This window comes from Pseudoalteromonas sp. TB41, from assembly GCF_000497975.1.
In the GTDB taxonomy this organism is placed as follows: domain Bacteria; phylum Pseudomonadota; class Gammaproteobacteria; order Enterobacterales; family Alteromonadaceae; genus Pseudoalteromonas; species Pseudoalteromonas tetraodonis.
On the sequence record NZ_AUTH01000094.1, the window covers coordinates 55,397 to 73,703 of the forward strand.

Sequence of the window (18,307 nt, forward strand, 5' to 3'; positions counted from 1 at the left end):
CACCCAAATCAGCGCCCGTAAAGCCCCTTTACAGCTTAAGCTGTACGTTTAGTTTTTTGCGTAATGTCTGTGAAGCTCTGTTTGCTTTTTAAATAAACCTTATGCACAGCAAAAGTCAGTAAAGTCATTAGTACCATCATACAAAGAGTCGGCCAAAGGCTAAGGGTATGATAACCAAGCGCCCCCATAAACCAGCAAATAAGTACCCATTGAATAACATATAGCGCGGTTACATTTTTACTGGCATATAAAAGAGCACGTGTAATAGGACCATTATATTTATCAGCAAAAATATACTGTATAGCCGCTAGGGCACATAAATTTAAGCCAACTAAATAGCTAATACCGCCGCCATTTAAATGGAAAAAGTTGCCAAACTGTCCTTTAAAATCAATGGCTAACCATATGCCGCCAATAACAAGTAAAGCAGCACCAAGTTGTGCACATACTTTATATAAGTAATCGGCATTTTGTTGATTACTAAGGTATAAACGACCAAGTACATACCCCGTTAATATCGCACTTATCCAAGGAAATGCCGGAAAATACACTTGATAGTTATTAGCAAAAAACAAATCGCTAATATAAGGTGAAAGCGTAAATTGTTGCCCCCTCACAAACTGGCTCATAACTGCAATTGCAATGGCTAAAACCGCAATCCATATTGTTTTCCAACGGGCAATATTAAGCACACCAAACAGCAATAAGCTAACTCCAGCCAGTTGTAAAATATCACCTGTTAACACCATAAATTGTAACTGCCCAGCACTGAGCGGACTTTGCCAGCCATAAGCATTTATAAACGCCTCGGGCATGGTATTAAATACTTCAATAGGTAGCCAAAACTTGGCCGCATTCATTAAATAGGCAAGCAGTAAAAGCTGTAAACCACGCTTAATTAATAGCAAGGGTGTTTGCCTGCGCGAAAGCGCCATAGATAGCCCCATTGCCACCAAAAACGAGGCGGTGCCTTTGCCAAGTATATGTACAACCGTACCAAATGCGCTTTCACTTTGAAGCGCTGTGGTGGCATACATCCATAAGGTATGCACAATAATCATAATGAAAACGCTCGCACCACGCGCAAGATCAATCGTTTTAAGACGTTGGTTCATTGGTTTTAATATCCTTTTTAGGGCAGGTTTGGCATTTGCTATAACCGGCTAAATAATAGCGGCAACAGGTTAAACGCTGGGGGTTTTCAGTAAATGGCGCATCAAGGCTAAAGTGCTCACAAATAAGGGTATGCAGCTGACGATGGCAATTATTGATATGTAAAGTGGTTGCAAGGGCTAAGCTATGAGCTCGCTCAATAGCACTACTTAACGAATCGAGTAATAACCGTGCTTGTTCTTTTTTACCCAGCGCGTAGTCGGTATTTACCCATTCACCAACTTGGCTTATAAAATGAGTAAACGCTTTGGTTTGCTCAGCTTTACTTACTAACACGCCATTATTCAGGTTAAACCCACGACAATAAGCGCCATTTACCGCTAACGGCATGTTAATGGGGTCAGCCGTACTTTGCTTGCAAGCAAACCAATAGCAATAAGCGTAAATAGCTTGCCAACAAAGCTGCAAATACAAATGCCGACTAATAAATTGCTTAGGCGCAGTCGGGTACTGCGCCTTACAACGAACTGTTAAAGCGCGCACTAATAATAAGCTCGGTTTAAAAGTTCGTTGTACGGGTTGATGGCAATATAAAAACTGCGCAAGGGTAATCGGTTTAGCCATACAGCTTTGCCGATACGGGGTTGTTTAAGTTACCAGCAAACTGCAAACTACCTGCCGGATCCGTTAAATCAACCATTTGCTCATTATTACCCAGCTGTAAGCGGTTTAAACAAGAGTGAGCAAACTCATCACTAAAAAAGTCATACTCTTTAAATCGCTCATTTAAAGCAGGGTTAGCATGTTGATATGCTTTAACACTTTGCGTAACACACTGCCAAAAGTCATGCTCTGTAATACGCTCTTCTCGCACTAAAATTGCCACTAAGTATCTAAAGAAGCAGTCAAATACATCGGTAAATATACTTAACAGCTCAAGCTCTTTAGGCATAGAAACATGAATACGTTCAACCCCTGCAGGCAATACTTCAGTGCTATTAAGTAAGGCAACCTCTTCACCTATGTCTTTCATATATGCGCCCACTGGCACCGAATTTTTAAGCTTTAAAATGAGGTTTTCACCGTGGGGCATAAACACTAATTTATGCGCGTAAAAGCAATGTACTAGCGGAATTAAATAGGCATTAAAGTACTCATGTAACCACTGCTGCGTGCTCAAACCACTTTGCGCTATCCATTCGCCCACTAAACTTTGGCCATTATTATCTAAGTGTAATAACGCTGCCATAGTGGTCAGTTGTTCATCACTATTTAAATTATGGTTTGGGTTTTCTCGCCATAAGCAGGCAAACATTTTACGATAGGGTGTATCCCCAAGGGCGTGTTGCTCAAACGTATGATGGGCATAACCTAAGGTGGCGTATTCTCTAAGCGCTGTAAAATTAGCGCCTGCGAGTTGTTGATCTTGGCTAACCTTTTCAAATACCCAATCGTTAATGGCAGGAGTCACCGCCATGTAAGCACGCGATAGGCCACGCATAAATCCCATATTTAAAATCGACAACGCCACTTTTAAATACGGCTTATGCGGGTGCGAGCAATTATATAAGGTCCGAATTGATTGTTGCGCTTGATATAAATCGTCACCTTCACCTAAATACACTAATCGCTGATTTGCCAACTCATTTGCAAATACCACACTCAATTTATGTTGGTACTGCCAAGGGTGAGCAGGAATGAGTAAGTAATCACCGGGGTTTAGGTTTTGAGCTTTTAGCGCTTTGTTAAACGCATCTCGGGTGGTTAAATCTAGCTCATCACTTATATGGCTTGGGTAATCGGCAAAGTATTCACTATGGGCAAAGTCGCATACCGCTTTATGCGCTGCTAACCACAGTACTTTAAACGGTTTGCCTACTTCTGGCGCATAACGTAAAAAGTCAGCTTTACTAAAACCAATGCGGCCATTATTAGCAACAAAGGCAGGATGCCCTTCACTCATTGCGGCTTCTATTTTTTGCAGCCCTAAATTAGCTAACTGCGCCGCTGTTAACGTGTTATTTTCACGTTTAAAGCACGCACTGGCTAAAGTAGCATTTAGCTCTTCAAGGTAGGTGGCAAGGCGCTTACCCGTTAAACCTAGCGCAGGCCCTTGCATACTAAAAAAGTGCAACACATCTAGTGGTTGCAGCTCTTCGTTAAGATTGTAAAAGCATAAGCTTGGCTCGTCTATATCAATGTGGTTTAGTGCCATAGCACGGCCATTAAAAATAAAGTAACCGCCTTCAACATTCACTTTAAAGCCTCGCTTTGTTGTCTCTGCGGCCAATAAACGCTCGTGCACTAGCTCGGTGAGTGCTTTAGCTTGTAAATGCCGATTTGCCCATTGCCAATGTGGCTGTATCACGTAATCAGTTTGCAAAGGCGCTAACGAATCAGTAAATAGTTGGCTGTGCCTATCAAAGGCTGCTTTATTACAAAAGCCTAAATAAGCGGCTTTTTCGCCCAGTTGAACTTGCTGGGTATGCACAAACCCCAAACGTTTATTTAACGTATGAATTTTACTATTAGCAATGTCGGGCTCAACCACAACACGGGCGGCACTGTTTTGAGCAAAAATACTTTGCAGCACGCACTGCATCATTTCAAAACTAAAATGGCGCTTAGGTGCCGTGTTAGGCGCTAATAAAATATGCATACCCACATCATTAGGTTCAACCTCGTACGCCGCTTTCATTAAGCTTTCGTGCTCAGGGCTATAAAGCTCAACTAAAGCCAATAGGTTATTATTTTGCTCGATCACGTATGCCTGATGATGAGGCGTATCAATAATATCTTGATACGCTTTAGTTATTTGTTGCTCGGTTTGCTGCTGCATACCCCAAAAAAGTGCATACGGTTGCTTAAGCCAATAGCAAACTGTTGGCATATCTGTTTGTTGTAATAACCGCATAGTCACTTTGCCGGTATGCTGTAGGGTGGTTACAAAAGATGAAAAATACATAAAAACTCCAAAAAATCTTAAAAACTAAGACGCTGAACGCGCAGTTCGAGCAACAGCCTTAACCCGCCAAAGCAAAATAAAGGCAAGGCTTGCAAAGCCAATGGCAGCAAAGTAAAACACAACCGTTGTTGAAAGATGCTCTACGCTCATACCCACTAGTAACGATGCTAAAATAACCCCTATATTTTGAGCAATGTGCACTTTGGCAAAGTCGCTGCCGTAATGTGCAGGCTCACTTTTAGCAAATAGCATTACCTCTAGTAGTACCATCACTTGAAATAGCGCAAAACCATATAAAACACGTGATAAAATCACTACCCCCACCGACTCCTGCGCTTGTAAATAAAGCCCAAGTGCCCCCAAAATAAGTGCACATAACAAAGTGCTAGTGCGGCTTAATGTTGGCAGTGGTAGATGCTGCCTGAAATGGTTAAAAACCAGCATAACAAGCGCGGCAAAGGCAGGAATGGCGTATACAACAGCGCTTTGCAACGTGCTGCTTTGTGCGTTTAATGCTTGCCAATGAGTAGTAAAGAAGGGGCGAATTAAAAACGCGCTAAAATAAACCACCACACTTAAAAAGCAAAATTGCCAAATAAAATAGGGAATACGTTCTCGCGGTTTTTCAGTCGCTATTACTTGCTGATAAATACCTGTTTTTAATGAATACATTAAGTAGGCGCATAATAAAACCTGAACTAGGTCACCGGCACTACTGAGTAATAACGCGTAGCGTGGCTCTGCTAAACTAAAGAAATAACCACCAATTAAAGCGCCACCAATCGCACCAAAATGCATCAATACAGAAAACAGACCAATAATAGATAAATGCTTAGTTTGTTGTTCTAATCGCAGTGCAAATGGGTAAATAAGTAGGTAACTTGCTTTTAGTACCAGCATGAGCTGGTAGTAAAACCAAAACTCCCACGCCGTTGTTGCAAAATAACAAAGCACGCCAAAACCAGCGGCTACCACCTGGGTTACTAACCACAAAGCCAACTCATTGTATTTTTTAGCGACTTTAGCCCATAGCGGTAAAGCCAGCATTACAGTAATACATGAGTTAGCCACAAAGAGGCCGATTAGGGTGGCGTTACTAATAGCAAATTCACTAGCAAAAAATTGCGGATAAAACGGTAGCAGCAAGGTATCGCATACCACCGAAATAACCGTCAGCAAAATTAGCGCTAAACGAAGACTCATGCGGCGCTACTCTGCTGTTGTGTTGATAGGGTGACATCACTTAAATCAAAGTTTTGAAAAGCAATTTTTTGCTCAACCTGATAAGGCGAATAACCTAAAATTTCACGTAAAATAATACTATTACGGTAGCAAGCCATACCTAAATCTGGAGTTACAAAACCATGAGTATGCTGCTCGGCATTTTGTACAAAAATACGTTTTTGTTCGCTATCTACCGCATATTCACGGCTTACTAAATAACGACCTTGCTCATCTTGGGGTAATTGCTGGGCAATATTATTTAAAAAAGCAGGGCGCTGATATTTAAAGCCCGTGGCGCAAATTAAAAAGTCGGTTTCTATTGAAAAGGGCTGCTCAAGCTCCTGATGATAAAACTCAGTCAGTAAACGCTTACCTACTTTTTGAGTGCTTGTTAGCTTGCTGTTAGTTTTAAATGTAGTGGAAATTGGCCCATCAAGGCTTTGTGCGTAGAGGGTGTCGAAAATGTCGTTAATTAAATCGCCGTTAATGCCCTTAAATAGATTTTTTTGGTTTTGATTGAGCCAATCTCGCTGCTCAGTTTTTAAATTATAAAAGTAATCTACATACTCAGGAGAGGTCATTTCAAGGGTGAGTTTAGTATACTCAAGCGGAAAATAGCGCGGTGAGCGTGCTATCCAATCAAGCTGCAAGCCTTGCGGTACTGCTTGTTGCAATAAGGTGTGGTAAATTTCTGCTGCACTTTGTCCAGCCCCCACCACAGTAACTCGTTTAGCCGCTTTTAATTCATCAAGCCGATGACAAAAATCGCTACTGTGCATTACGTTATTTGAGTTACTTTGCACAGCGCAATCAGGAATATACGGTGCAGGCCCTGTGCCCAAAACAATATGGCGAGTCACATAATGTTGTATGCCATTAGGGGTGTTACAGCTAACGGTATAACACTCACTTTGCGGGCAAAACTCAACTTGAGTGACTGTTTGTTCAAAGTTAACATTTGAAAGCTGCGAGCAAACCCATTGGCAATATAAGTTGTATTCACGGCGCAATAAAAAAAAGCTTTCGCGAATATAAAACGGGTATAAACGATTATTTAATTTGGCATAATTTAAAAAGCTATACTGGCTGGTTGGATCTGCCATGGTTACTAAATCCGACATAAACGGAGTTTGTAATGTAACGCCCTCAAGCATCATTCCTGGGTGCCAATCAAATTCACTGCGCTGCTCTAAAAACAGACTTTTTACATCTTCGAGCGGTTCACTTAAACACGCTAAAGATAAGTTAAATGGGCCAAGGCCAATAGCTATAAAATCGTAAGGTTGATTATCCATTATGCAATTTCCCTATAAGTTTGCCATGCAATGTGGCTAATTTGTTCAATAACAGCGCGTACATCTGTTAATTGGCACTGCGCATTAAGCAATGTAAATTTAAGATAATGACGACCATTTATTTTTGTACGGGCAATCATGGCTTCACCGGTTTGTAAAAACGTTTGTCGTACATGCAGGTTTAAAGAGTCGAGTAAATCAAGGTCATGTTTTAAATCATCAGGGGCAAATCTAAATACTAAGGCACTAAGCTCAGGGTAGTTAACTACTTCAAAGTCGGGATGGTCGTTAAGTACAATATGCGTTTGGCGCGCAAGACCAATAACTTTATCGAACGCGCGACCCAGCGGCGCTTCTCCAGTGGTGCGCAGTGTTAGCCATAACTTTAAGGCATCAAAACGGCGAGTGGTTTGTAGGCTTTTATCAACCAAATTAGGCGTGCCATTACCGGCCTCTGCTAATGGGTTTAAATAATCGGCATATAAAGTAATGTGGCTAAAATGGCGTTTATCGCTTAATAAAAAGGCACTACAACTAACCGGTTGCATAAATGATTTGTGATAATCAATCGTTATTGAATCAACCAACTCAATGCCATTAAGCGCATTGCGGTGGTGCTCGCTCACCAACAAACCGCCACCATAAGCGCAATCTACGTGGCACCATAGCTGCTCTTCTTTAGCTAGCATGGCAATATTATGGATTGGATCGATGGAGCCAAAATCGGTTGTGCCTGCGGTAATAACCACTGCAATGGGTAAATCACCTTGCGCTTTGCTTGTTGCTATGGCGGTTTTAAGTGCCTGCATATCCATTTGCATTTCGCTGTTTGTAGCCACCGGCACCACAGCGTTGTAACCTAAGCCCAGTAACGCCGCTGCTTTTTGAATACTAAAGTGCGCCACCTCAGAGCAGTAAATTTTAAAGCGCGAGGCAACAGCTGGTAAGCCCTGAAGTTTCACCTGATGCTCTGGCGCATATCGGCTTACTGCTACTTCACGAGCAACCAACATTGCCATTAAGTTTGATTGTGTGCCGCCACTAGTAAATACTCCATCGGCAGTGCTTGGCAATGCTGCTTTTTGGCATGTCCAATCAATCAGCTTTTGCTCAATTAAGGTCGCACCTGCACTTTGATCCCACGTATCTACCGAGGTATTAATAGCAGCAATAATGTGTTCGGCCACCACAGCAGGATAGGTTACAGGGCAGTTTAAATGCGCCATGTAGCGAGGATGATGAAAATACACGGCATGATCTAAATACACGCCTTTTAGCTCTTCAAGCACCGCCGGAAAGTCAGCCAAAGGCTTTGATAAATCAACATCGTTTACTACTTTTGCTAACGCATTTACCGACACACCTGAAAATGGCTTTTGGGCTTTAGCCATCGCTTGCTGTACCGCCGACAACCCTTGCAAAGACGCTATTTGATAATTAATGAACTGCTCTAAATTGAATTGTGGGGGCAGGCCGCTTTGTTCAAATACAGCCTGTTTTTCAATGGTATTAATATTTAACACGTGAGATTGAGACACATCAACATTCCTTGAGTACACTTTTTAGGTGCAAGGATCTTAATGATAATGATTTCTATTTACAATAATGAAAAAAGATTAGATAACAACTTTTTTTAAATTAGAGCTAATAAGCTTGTCGTATATTTTTAACAAAAATCGATAAGCCATATTATTAAACGACAAGCATTACATGCAAAAATAAAGTTAAAAAAGGGGGAATTGAGCAATTATTTTAGCGGTAGCAAAGCCACGTTTAGCGATTGGCACCTATTTAAACATGAGCAATAAACACGCAATTGAGCTCAATAATCACTGTTTATGAAATATTTAATACAAAATTTAAAGTATTGGCGGTTTTTCTGTTACGTTGGTGTTTGTATTAACGCTAAAGGACGTCATGATGGAAGTAAAACAATTAGCAAGTCAGACCTTAATCGGCTTAAAAGTAAGAACCTGCAACGCCAATGAAATGAACGCTGGCACTGCAAATATAGCTGAACTTTGGCAAAAATTTGGTGAAAAGTTTGCCAACAGCCTTACCCAAAACACCAAAGTGTATGGTGTGTATACTAATTACGAAAGCGATCTCACTGGCGATTTTGACGTAATTGCCTGCTGCGATAATTTATCAATTAAACTCCCTGAAGCTAAAAAAGTAACCACCCAAGCGGGGCGTTATTTGGTATTTAAAGGTGAAGGTGAAATGCCCGATGCAGTAATCGATTTATGGGGCGAAATTTGGCAATACTTCAGCTCAGACGATTGCCGCTATGAACGTACTTACACCAGTGATTTTGAGTATTATAAAAACAGTAACGAAATAGAAATTGCCATTGCAATTGCAATTGAAGACTAAAAAACGGCTAGGTTTGTAAGCGCAAACCTAGCCTTTCATTGGTGTAATTTAACTCCTGCCCACTAAATCATTGGTTATTACTGGCCAGCTTGGTTTTTAAATCATGTAAATCGCACGCCGTTATTGTAGGCGTTAGTTCCCAGGGGTCAAAAATAGCCTCACTTGAGCGCTGTATCCACGCAGCACGCATACCGTGCGATAACGCCCCAATCACATCAAACGGGTTACTCGATATCAACCAGGTATTAGCACCGGTTGAATTTGCCTCGCGTAAAAAATGACTATAAACACCGGGGTTGGGTTTAAAAGTTTTAATGTCATCGGCGCTCAACACGCCTTCAAAGTAATCACTTATACCTGCCGCTTCGAGCAAGGTATTTACCGCACTGGCCGCACCATTAGAAAACGCAAATAACCGATAGTTTTGTGCTTTTAAGCTCTCAAGCCCTGCTTTAACATCATCGAATGCGGGGAGGGTTTTATAGCGTGCTAATAACTGTGCTTTTTGCTCATCGCTTAAAGTTACCTTGTGCAGTAAACACGCATAATTAAGTGCCTGCTCAGTACACACCGAAAACGGCACGTAGTTTTGCATTAAGCCACGCCTAAACGAATATTCGAGTTGTTTTTCACGCCAAGTAGTTGAAAATGCGTGCGCGTTATCGCCAACCATATTTTCAAGTAACGACACCACGCCATGAGTATTTATAAGCGTACCGTATACATCAAACGCCAGTGTAGTTGCCATTAATGACTCCTGTTTAAATCGTTACTAAAACGCAATTTTATTGCTTCGCTTAATCACCTTATCAGTTAATAAAGTACAGTAACAGCACCCGCGTTTTAAGCAGTTGCTGTAAACCCCCGTTACGGTTTGGTTAAAAATACCGCATGTAGGTGGGGGTTGATAAAGTAATTAATCAGCAGCGCGAACAAACCCAAAACACACGCTTTGTTTTAGAATGGGTAGAAGGACTGTTGAGTTTGTAAGTGCTAGTTAGAAATCAAACTAAGTAATAGCTAAAAGTAGGGGTTATTTGTTTATCTTATTGTTTTAGACTGTTACTGATAAGCAAAATATTGATAATGGGTCAGCCAAAGTATTTGATGCCTGAAGTTAAGATTTTCCTCCTTTGTCCTTTATATCGGAGGGATAACCTCAGGTATTGCTACGAATGAAATAGTTCGAAAAAGTTAGCTGCCTTGGTTGCTGCATCAAATCAATGAGTTAACCTGCTTAACTGCTCAGGCTAATAGCGGCTGTGCGAGCGAAAAATATCCTTGCTTAACGGTTAAATATTAGGTTTAATGGATAAATAATGAACACTGAGCGACGCAGGGAAAGCTTAAATTATAATTGGTCAGCTTATTAAATTAGCTGTTTAGCTTAGATGATAAAAAGCCTTTCTTTTATATAAAAGTCCATAGCATAAACAACACCAACTCTGACACACCGAGCAGGTAGCGCATCAGTCCAACAAGCTATTTTGCAACACAAACAGCGTGTCGCATAAATACTAAAATGTTATAAGCACAAGGATAGTCATGTCACTAGCGAAATTTTCGGAAGTCCTCACAAATTTAGGTTGTTCAGTTGAAATTGACGATAGAACCCTCCTAATAGATATTGATGATAAAAAAGTTTTTTTGGAAGTTGATGATGTTTGGATTAAGTCAATAAATCATTTTTATCGTGCTAAACAGTATAGTTTTAACCCTGATATAAGGGTTTTAACAAGTAATAATTTCGTCGAGTTTCAAATAGTAAGATTAGATCCTAATTTTATCCCAAGACCAGAATTTGAATTTACAGATGACAAAGGTAGTTTGTTAACTATTACTAGAGCGTCAAATGAGTTTGTTTTAAGTCATTACTCCTCAACAGCTTATGAATACTTATTTGATTATGTAAAGCGTAAAATCGAGAAGCGTAGCGAAAGATTAAAAGCTCGGAAAAACGGTCGGTTACGAATTAGATTCGATGACTTGTTCTTTAACCCTTTTACTGCGAAGTACACTCCAAAACCTAAACTGTCTAAAGAAAAGATAGAGGTAGTAGGAAAAGAAAAAATCAAAGCCTGTCTGTTCAATTTGGCTTACGCCAAAGGGGAATGCTGGGAGCTTAGAGACGATATCAAGGCAAAACATTTCCAACATCTACAACCGGAACTTGAAGAAGAACCTTTAAAAATACCTAACGTAAAATATGATGATGATCTTGTGAGCTTTTATAAGGTAGCTAAAAGTAGTCAATTTCCAGGACAATCTTATTTGTCTTTCTATCATGTATTGGAATATAACTTTTTGAGAGTTGCTGACGAAATTCTCTTTAACTCTGTAAAAACTCAACTTAATAAGCCAAATTATAAGGCAACCTATTCAAATGTTAATAAGTTACTTTCTGTAATAAAAAAACATGATAAACATCAAGATGAAACTGAAATGCTAAAAGCAGTTTTGGCTAAGTATGTACAAGAAGATGAACTGATTGAATTCATAAAAAAATTGGAAGCGGAGTTAGATGAAAAAATATTCTCAAATAATAAAGCTATAGTCTTTGGTGAAAAAATGTCTATTAAATTGGAGTCAGGTCATGCAATCTCCAATACAGCAAAAGTCATTAAGCATATACGTAACTCTTTAGTCCACTCAAGTGATAGATATTCTAGAGAAGACTGTTTCATGCCTTTTTCAGAATCAGAATCGATTGTGAGTCAATATATACCGATTATTAAGTTTTTATCTGAGAGTGTTCTATTTTCTACAGCAGCGTAGGTGCTTATAACAAGCAATTCAATAAGGACAATGCTCCTGCGTCGATATTTTAACCAACTGTTTTTTGCCCATTATTTGGGCGCTATGTTTTTAAGGAGGTTTTGTGCAGGGATTAGAACATCTAAATTCACTTTATGATCGAATTGAATACTTTCAGAATGCTTTAATTGCTCAAGCGACTGGTGGTAACGCTGATGATGGTCATTATCAATTAATAAGGAAGGAAGCGCTTGATAAGCCAACAATTTCAAACCTTCTACCTCGTTGGGTTAGAGTAAATAGAAACTTATCTCAGTTCTGGCAATTTATTAAACACGAACATGATAACTACGCGGATCGCAGACAGCACATTTGGAATGCTTTTAGCCCAATATTGGAACTACTTGAAAGTGGCGAGACTCATCCTGCTCAGAAATCAATATCAGAAGTCCTAGAGAAATTTGATTCCGAAAGCATTCATTATGCTTGGGGTAAAGCGTTGGAAAGAAAAAGCACAGATCCAGAGGGTGCAATAACAATCTCTAGGACTATTTTAGAAAGTATCTGTAAACACATACTCGATGATAAAGGAGTTAGATACAACGCCACTTCTATTGAGTTGTCTGAACTTTATAAGCTCACAGCTAAAGAGTTAAACTTAGCACCTGAGCAACATGGTGAACAAGTTTTCAAGCAAATACTTGGTGGTTGTAGCGGTATAGTTAATGGACTTGGCTCTTTAAGAAATAAGCTGGGTGATGCACACGGTCAAGGTAAGAAACCAGTTAAACCACAAGCAAGGCATGCAGAATTGTCAGTAAACTTAGCTGGCTCAATGGCTTTGTTTTTGGTTTCAACTTATGATGCACAAAAAAAATAACAGACCCCCCAAGAACGGATGCAAAACGCTTGGCTTGCGTCACTTCGTTTCGAATTATAACCAAGCATTTTGCACCGCTTAGGCGGGCGTTAGCCAACAAGAGTTAGTATGTCAATCATAAGCATTTATCAAGAACCGAAAGACCTTTTTTTAAAACTAGCTAGAGAGGGAAGAAGGGCTTGGACTTCAGACTCCAAAGTAGATACCGCTGATAATCTTTTCAATTACTGCATAACAGCGCATTCCTTAAGAGATTGGTGTATTAAACACCTTTCTATTCCTAAAAAAGAATTTCATGAAGTTTGTAATACCTATGAACGACTAAAGTGGTGTAGAGACATAGCTAATTCTTCCAAACACTTTGGTCTCATGGCGGACAAAAAAAGTACCGTATCGAAGGTAAACGATATTAAAGATGAGTTGGTTACTATCACCCCTGATGGTCAAACTAGCTCTACTACACACAGTCGAGACTCTTTTATCATTGAAAAATCCAATGGTGAAAGTGAGTTATTGATGATGTTTCTATTTTATTCATTTTCAAACTGGGAAGAAATACTTGATAAGTATCAAATACCAAGGTACCCAGACTCTTTAAAGACTGAAATGTTTATAGAATTTACATAAAAGTTGGCTAACAAACGCTTAAAAAAAGCAGGCTTGCGCTCCTTCGTCGCTAATTTTAGCCTGCTATTTTGCGCCGATTAAGCGAGGCGTTGACATTCTCTGCAAATGGGGCACTCCCACTCAATCAATAATACCAAGCGGTTAGGTTTAATTATTTGTACTAGCTCAACCAATATTCAACAAACTTAAAACCTTTCACCTTTTGCCTTTTGCCTTGAACCTCTAAATTCAGCTGTAAACCCCCCTTACATTTTGATTAAAAAAGCCACACCTCAACATGTGTTAAGGTGTGGCTTTTTTACAGCTGCTTTAACTAAGAATTAAGCGACATTCGCTGCTAATAGCTCGTTACGTACTAGCTCTGCGCCTTTGCTTAGGGCGTTAAGTTTGCCGTTTGCGATATCGCGGGGCAGGGGTGCCATACCGCAGTTGGTGCAGGGGTAGAGTTTGTCGGCATCAACATATTTAAGTGCTTCGCGTAGGGTTTTTGCCACCTCTTCGGGAGTTTCTATGGTATTGGTGGCTACATCGATTGCGCCTACCATTATTTTTTTACCGCGTACGAGTTCTAGTAGCTCTATGGGTACATGTGAGTTTTGGCATTCTAGCGAAATAATATCAATATTCGATTTTTGCAGCTTAGGGAATACTTCTTCGTATTGTCGCCACTCTGTGCCGAGGGTTTTCTTCCAATCGGTGTTGGCTTTAATGCCGTAGCCGTAGCAAATATGCACGGCAGTTTCGCATTTTAACCCTTCTATGGCTCGCTCTAGACAGGCTATGCCCCAGTCGTTTACTTCATCAAAAAACACGTTAAAAGCGGGTTCATCAAATTGGATTATATCAACCCCTGCGGCTTCTAACTCTTTGGCTTCTTGGTTGAGTATTTTAGCAAATTCCCATGCTAGTTTTTCACGGCTTTTATAGTGATCGTCATACAGGGTGTCGATCATGGTCATTGGCCCTGGCAGTGCCCATTTGATTGGTTGGCTGGTTTGCTGGCGTAAAAACTTGGCGTCTTCAACAAATACCGATTTAGTGCGAGACACAGGGCCAACCACAGTGGGTACGCTGGCGTCGTAACGGTCGCGAATTTTAACCGTTTTGCGGTTTTCAAAATCAACGCCATTTAAGTGTTCAATAAAGGTGGTTACAAAGTGTTGGCGGGTTTGTTCGCCATCGCTGACTATATCTACGCCTGCGGTTTGTTGCTCGTGTAGGGAAATACGCAAGGCGTCGTGTTTGCCATCAACCAGCTCGCTACCTTTTAATTTCCACGGTGACCATAAGGTTTCGGGCTCAGCAAGCCATGACGGTTTTGGCAAGCTGCCAGCAGATGATGTGGGTAATAGTTTTTTCATAATAAATGCTGCCTTTAATTTTGTTGTGTGATTAAGCGATACTTGCTGAGAACTGCTGCAGCACTGATTGATAAGGCTTAATAAAATGCTGCTCGGTGAATTTGCCTTGCTCAACCGCTAATTGACCTCGTTCTGCGCGGTCATACACAATTTGCGTTAATGAATGATCATCATTTTTTAAATTTGGTTTATAACGGCTACCTGCGGCGGCATTGGCGTTATAAATTTCTGGACGATAAATTTTTTGAAACGTTTCCATGGTGCTAATAGTGCTAATTAGCTCAAGGTTGCTGTAGTCGTTAAGTAGGTCACCAAAAAAGTAAAAGGCTAACGGTGCAACGCTGTTTGGTGGCATAAAGTAGCGCACTTGTAAGCCCATTTTTTTAAAATATTGCTCTGTTAACGACGACTCATTAGGCTGATACTCTACGCCTAAAATGGGGTGTAAGTTTTCGGTTTGCTGATAGGTTTTATTATCAGACACGCTTAAACAAATAACCGGTGGCTTTTTAAAGTGCTGTTTATAGGTATTTGAGTTTACAAAGCATTTAAACAACTTACCGTGTAAGTCACCAAAGTTATCGGGAATACTAAATTGCGGTTTGCTTTTGTTATGCTCAAGCAATAACACGCTAAAGTCGTAGTCGCGCACATAGGATGAAAAGTTATTACCCACCATGCCTTCAATTCGCTCGTTGGTTTGGCGGTCAATAATATTGGTTTTTAATACCTCAATTGACGGAAATGCTTGGCCACTGCCTGCAATGTCTAAATCAACCGAAATGATCTCGAGCTCAACCTCGTAACGATCCCCTTGTGGGTTATCCCAACTAGCCAGAGCATTAAAACGATTGTTGATCATTTTTAGGGTATTACGCAGGTTTTGTTGGCGGCTTTCACCCCTTGCTAAATTAGCGAAGTTGGTCGTAATACGTGTGTTATTTGATGGATGATAGTTTTCATCCAAGTTAGTGCTTTTAATAGTAAATGTAAGATCAGTGCTCATAGCCGTATCCTTTCAATTTGAGTTGTTGCTGCTTTTATTGATGGCGCATTACTCGCTGTTAAAACCGACATAACGGGTTAGCTGTAATGGTGCTCTGCAGAGTTAATAAATTTATACGCGCTATGTAGCATGAAGAAAAACGGTATTATTTCAGGTAAAACATGAGCCAGATTCATTCTGTAGCAAAGTTAAATGGGTAAATTCAGCTAATTACCTATGACCCTCTCACAAAAACCGCTTTAGAAGTCTAGATTTCTAGATGTTTTTACGGGTGTTGTGATTTATTCATACAAAACGTGAGTATTATTCAATACTTATAAGTACTTAAAGTGCCATTTGCATAAACGGTTGTTGATATACTCGAATAAACCTTGGTGAGCTTAGATGTTTTATTAAACGTTTTTTACACGCAACTCACCGCCACAGAGCATAACAACCCTTAACATAAGAAGAGACAAAAGGAATGAGTGATTTAATAGTGTTAATTATATACTGCGCCATATTAGGTAGCGGTGTTGGTTTTTTAGCAGGCTTATTAGGAATAGGGGGCGGGCTGGTTATTGTACCCATACTCAGCATGATATTACTGCACTTTAATGCTTTGCCACCTGAGCAAGTAGTGGTGGTTGCCATTGCGACCTCGCTGGCCTCTATTTTATTTACCTCGACCTCGTCGGCTATTGCGCATCATAAAAATGGCAATGTACCCTGGAATATTGCACCTTGGGTTATGGTAGGCGTTGCCTTTGGCGCGCTTATTAGTGGCTTTATGGCTGCGCTGTTACCTGAGCATGTAGTGCGTTTGGTATTTGCTGTAAGTGTGGTGCTAATTGCACTTAAAATGATTTTTTCTGGTAAAAGTGATTCAGCAATAGCGCGCCCGTTACCAAACAAAGGGTTACTCAGTGTTTATACGACCATAACCGGTGGCTTGTCTGCCATGATTGGTATTGGCGGCGGGGCAGTATTGGTGCCGTTACTGACGTTTTTTTCTGTTGATATGAAAAAAGCCATTGGCTGCGCCTCGGCCTCAGGCATTGTGATAGCGCTGTTTGGTTCACTGGGTTATATCAGCTCAGGCAGCCAGTTATTTAGCCTAAAACAAGGATTTGCAGGCTTTGTGTATTTGCCCGCTTTATTGGGTATTGTATGCACCTCATGGTTTACCGCGCCACTCGGTGCTAAAGCCACCCATTATTTGCCAGTTTCAACCATAAAGAAAATATTTGCCGGCTTATTAATTGTAATGGCAATCAATATGTTTACTCGATAAGGTTAAAGTTCGCAGGCTTGCTTGCGAATATATTTTGAAATAATAAACTTTAAGGCAAGGATGCTATGAAAATAGTTAAATTAAGGGATAAAGTTGATAAAACAATCTTAAGTGTTGCTTTGTTCTTTTTGATATCACCTACTATAGGGTTAATTACAGGAACTGCTCATCAGCTTGGAACGACAGGCAGCGACTATCAACAAGCATCGTTAATTGATGACCCAGAGCAATACTGGCAAATTATTATCATGCAACTTACTATTACTTTAGCTATCGGTATCCAAGGGTTTATTACATTTCCAGCCTTAATTGCCGCACGCCAAAAAATATTAAAGTTTAGAGATAACAATAAAATAGTAGCCAATATCATATTTTATTTGCTCACTCCGATATTCTTTATCGCTTTGTTGATATTTTTAATATATTTATTTGAAGTATGAGAAGTGTAAGGTTTTAGATCCGTAACCCGCACCCCGACGCCCGTTAATCTTAAGACGGTTAACTAAAATCTACGTCATTTGCGCGTGCTTTATAAACTCGTCATAAATACTGTCTTTAATGAGCCTGTCGGGTGTAAAGGCATAATAATGCTGATAAACATTATCAATTCTACCAATGTAATTAACGTCGTAATGGCGTTCTACTTCGGCTCTTACCAAAATAGGCGCAGGGAATATCCCAAACCCTTGCTCACCGAGTGACTTCATTAATGCGCTGTCGTCAACATGGCCTGCTATTGTCATTTCAATGTCTTGCTCTTGCAGCCAATAATAAATAGCACGCGCGACGGGGCTTTCTTTTGCGGGGAGCACTAGAGGCTTGTTATTTAAAGACTGCGGAAACTGCTTATGTAACTGCGAATGCCATGTTTCGTTACCAAAAAGAGCAATTTGGCTTTTACCTATTTCATGGCAAAACGCCTTAAATGGCAAGGTGGTATCGAGTGGTTTATCGGCTAACACTAAGTCGAGCTTATGAATCGCCATTTGTGCAAGCAGCTCATCTTGTTGGCCGTCAATACAGTGTAAGTTTGTAATACGGTCGTTATTAATTAAAGGCGCTAGCCACTTCGACACCAGTGATTTAGGCAACACGTCTGAAATACCCACCTTTAACGTTCGTGAATAGTGCGTGGTATCACCTTGCGTGGTTTCTAGCCATTCATGGGCAATAGCAAACATATCATTGGTGTATTGCTGGGTTACATGGCCAAATTCCGTTAACTGTAGGCCTCGCCCTTGACGAATAAATAGCGGTTTTCCTAGTCGTTGCTCTAAGTTAGTAATTTGCGAGCTCACCGTTTGCGGCGTTAAATTAAGTATTTTACTCGCCGCTGCAATACTGCCGTGCTTACTTACTTGCCAAAAATAATATAAGTGATTGTAGTTAATGTTGGTAATCATTCGAAAATACCTGTTTTAAAGTAAGAAATA

General features: G+C 40.3%; 16 protein-coding genes. 6 read left to right on the top strand and 10 right to left on the bottom strand.

Going from position 1 to position 18,307, the window contains the following annotated elements:
- Positions 1–35: 35 nt before the first annotated feature.
- From L641_RS0116075 to L641_RS0116100, 6 genes are read right to left on the bottom strand one after another with little or no spacing between them, the layout of a single operon-like run.
- Positions 36–1,115 carry a heparan-alpha-glucosaminide N-acetyltransferase domain-containing protein gene (locus tag L641_RS0116075; protein WP_024602451.1) on the bottom strand — a complete coding sequence of 360 codons (1,080 nt, stop codon included), beginning with the start codon at positions 1,113–1,115 and terminating at the stop codon, positions 36–38.
- A complete protein-coding gene (locus tag L641_RS0116080) occupies positions 1,099–1,737 on the bottom strand; it encodes a hypothetical protein (RefSeq protein ID WP_024602452.1) in 639 nt (212 codons plus the stop codon). The genes L641_RS0116075 and L641_RS0116080 overlap by 17 nt, the downstream gene beginning before the upstream one ends.
- Positions 1,730–4,078, bottom strand: a complete 2,349-nt coding sequence (locus L641_RS0116085; RefSeq protein ID WP_024602453.1) for a GNAT family N-acetyltransferase — start codon at positions 4,076–4,078, stop codon at positions 1,730–1,732. The genes L641_RS0116080 and L641_RS0116085 overlap by 8 nt, the downstream gene beginning before the upstream one ends.
- A 24-nt stretch (positions 4,079–4,102) precedes the next feature.
- Positions 4,103–5,281 (bottom strand): MFS transporter, encoded by a 1,179-nt coding sequence (locus L641_RS0116090; protein ID WP_024602454.1) that lies wholly within the window; start codon positions 5,279–5,281, stop codon positions 4,103–4,105.
- Entirely contained in the window at positions 5,278–6,597 is a 1,320-nt protein-coding gene (locus tag L641_RS0116095) for a SidA/IucD/PvdA family monooxygenase (RefSeq protein ID WP_024602455.1), read from the bottom strand. The genes L641_RS0116090 and L641_RS0116095 overlap by 4 nt, the downstream gene beginning before the upstream one ends.
- A complete protein-coding gene (locus L641_RS0116100) occupies positions 6,597–8,135 on the bottom strand; it encodes an aspartate aminotransferase family protein (RefSeq protein WP_024602456.1) in 1,539 nt (512 codons plus the stop codon). The genes L641_RS0116095 and L641_RS0116100 overlap by 1 nt, the downstream gene beginning before the upstream one ends.
- A 382-nt stretch (positions 8,136–8,517) precedes the next feature.
- On the opposite strand from L641_RS0116100, the gene L641_RS0116105 reads away from it, so the two are divergent.
- Complete coding sequence (locus tag L641_RS0116105; RefSeq protein WP_024602457.1) at positions 8,518–8,973, top strand: GyrI-like domain-containing protein; 456 nt, start codon at positions 8,518–8,520, stop codon at positions 8,971–8,973.
- A gap of 67 nt (positions 8,974–9,040) precedes the next feature.
- On the opposite strand, the gene L641_RS0116110 is transcribed toward L641_RS0116105, so the two are convergent.
- A complete protein-coding gene (locus L641_RS0116110; RefSeq protein WP_024602458.1) occupies positions 9,041–9,721 on the bottom strand; it encodes a haloacid dehalogenase type II in 681 nt (226 codons plus the stop codon).
- Positions 9,722–10,518: 797 nt separating this feature from the next.
- Here L641_RS0116110 and L641_RS0116115 point away from each other — a divergent pair.
- The 3 genes from L641_RS0116115 to L641_RS0116125 all read left to right on the top strand — a co-directional run bounded on the left by L641_RS0116115 (position 10,519) and on the right by L641_RS0116125 (position 13,234).
- Positions 10,519–11,748, top strand: a complete 1,230-nt coding sequence (locus L641_RS0116115; protein ID WP_024602459.1) for a hypothetical protein — start codon at positions 10,519–10,521, stop codon at positions 11,746–11,748.
- A 103-nt stretch (positions 11,749–11,851) separates the two neighbouring features.
- Positions 11,852–12,607, top strand: a complete 756-nt coding sequence (locus L641_RS0116120; RefSeq protein WP_024602460.1) for an abortive infection family protein — start codon at positions 11,852–11,854, stop codon at positions 12,605–12,607.
- Positions 12,608–12,715: 108 nt separating this feature from the next.
- Positions 12,716–13,234: a hypothetical protein gene (locus L641_RS0116125; protein WP_024602461.1), complete on the top strand. Its 519-nt coding sequence runs from the start codon at positions 12,716–12,718 to the stop codon at positions 13,232–13,234.
- A gap of 320 nt (positions 13,235–13,554) precedes the next feature.
- Here L641_RS0116125 and L641_RS0116130 read toward each other — a convergent pair whose 3' ends face one another.
- Entirely contained in the window at positions 13,555–14,595 is a 1,041-nt protein-coding gene (locus L641_RS0116130) for a methionine synthase (protein WP_024602462.1), read from the bottom strand.
- Between the two features lie 31 nt (positions 14,596–14,626).
- On the bottom strand, positions 14,627–15,601 hold the full coding sequence (locus L641_RS0116135) for a DUF1852 domain-containing protein (protein WP_010388779.1): 975 nt from the start codon (positions 15,599–15,601) through the stop codon (positions 14,627–14,629).
- Positions 15,602–16,064: 463 nt separating this feature from the next.
- Between L641_RS0116135 and L641_RS0116140 the strand changes: the two genes are divergently transcribed.
- Together L641_RS0116140 and L641_RS0116145 are read left to right on the top strand one after the other, a co-directional pair.
- Positions 16,065–16,874 carry a sulfite exporter TauE/SafE family protein gene (locus L641_RS0116140; RefSeq protein ID WP_024602463.1) on the top strand — a complete coding sequence of 270 codons (810 nt, stop codon included), beginning with the start codon at positions 16,065–16,067 and terminating at the stop codon, positions 16,872–16,874.
- A 65-nt stretch (positions 16,875–16,939) separates the two neighbouring features.
- Positions 16,940–17,314 carry a hypothetical protein gene (locus L641_RS0116145; RefSeq protein WP_024602464.1) on the top strand — a complete coding sequence of 125 codons (375 nt, stop codon included), beginning with the start codon at positions 16,940–16,942 and terminating at the stop codon, positions 17,312–17,314.
- 69 nt (positions 17,315–17,383) lie between these two features.
- Here L641_RS0116145 and nhaR read toward each other — a convergent pair whose 3' ends face one another.
- Positions 17,384–18,277: a transcriptional activator NhaR gene (nhaR, locus tag L641_RS0116150; protein ID WP_024602465.1), complete on the bottom strand. Its 894-nt coding sequence runs from the start codon at positions 18,275–18,277 to the stop codon at positions 17,384–17,386.
- Positions 18,278–18,307 lie beyond the last annotated feature (30 nt).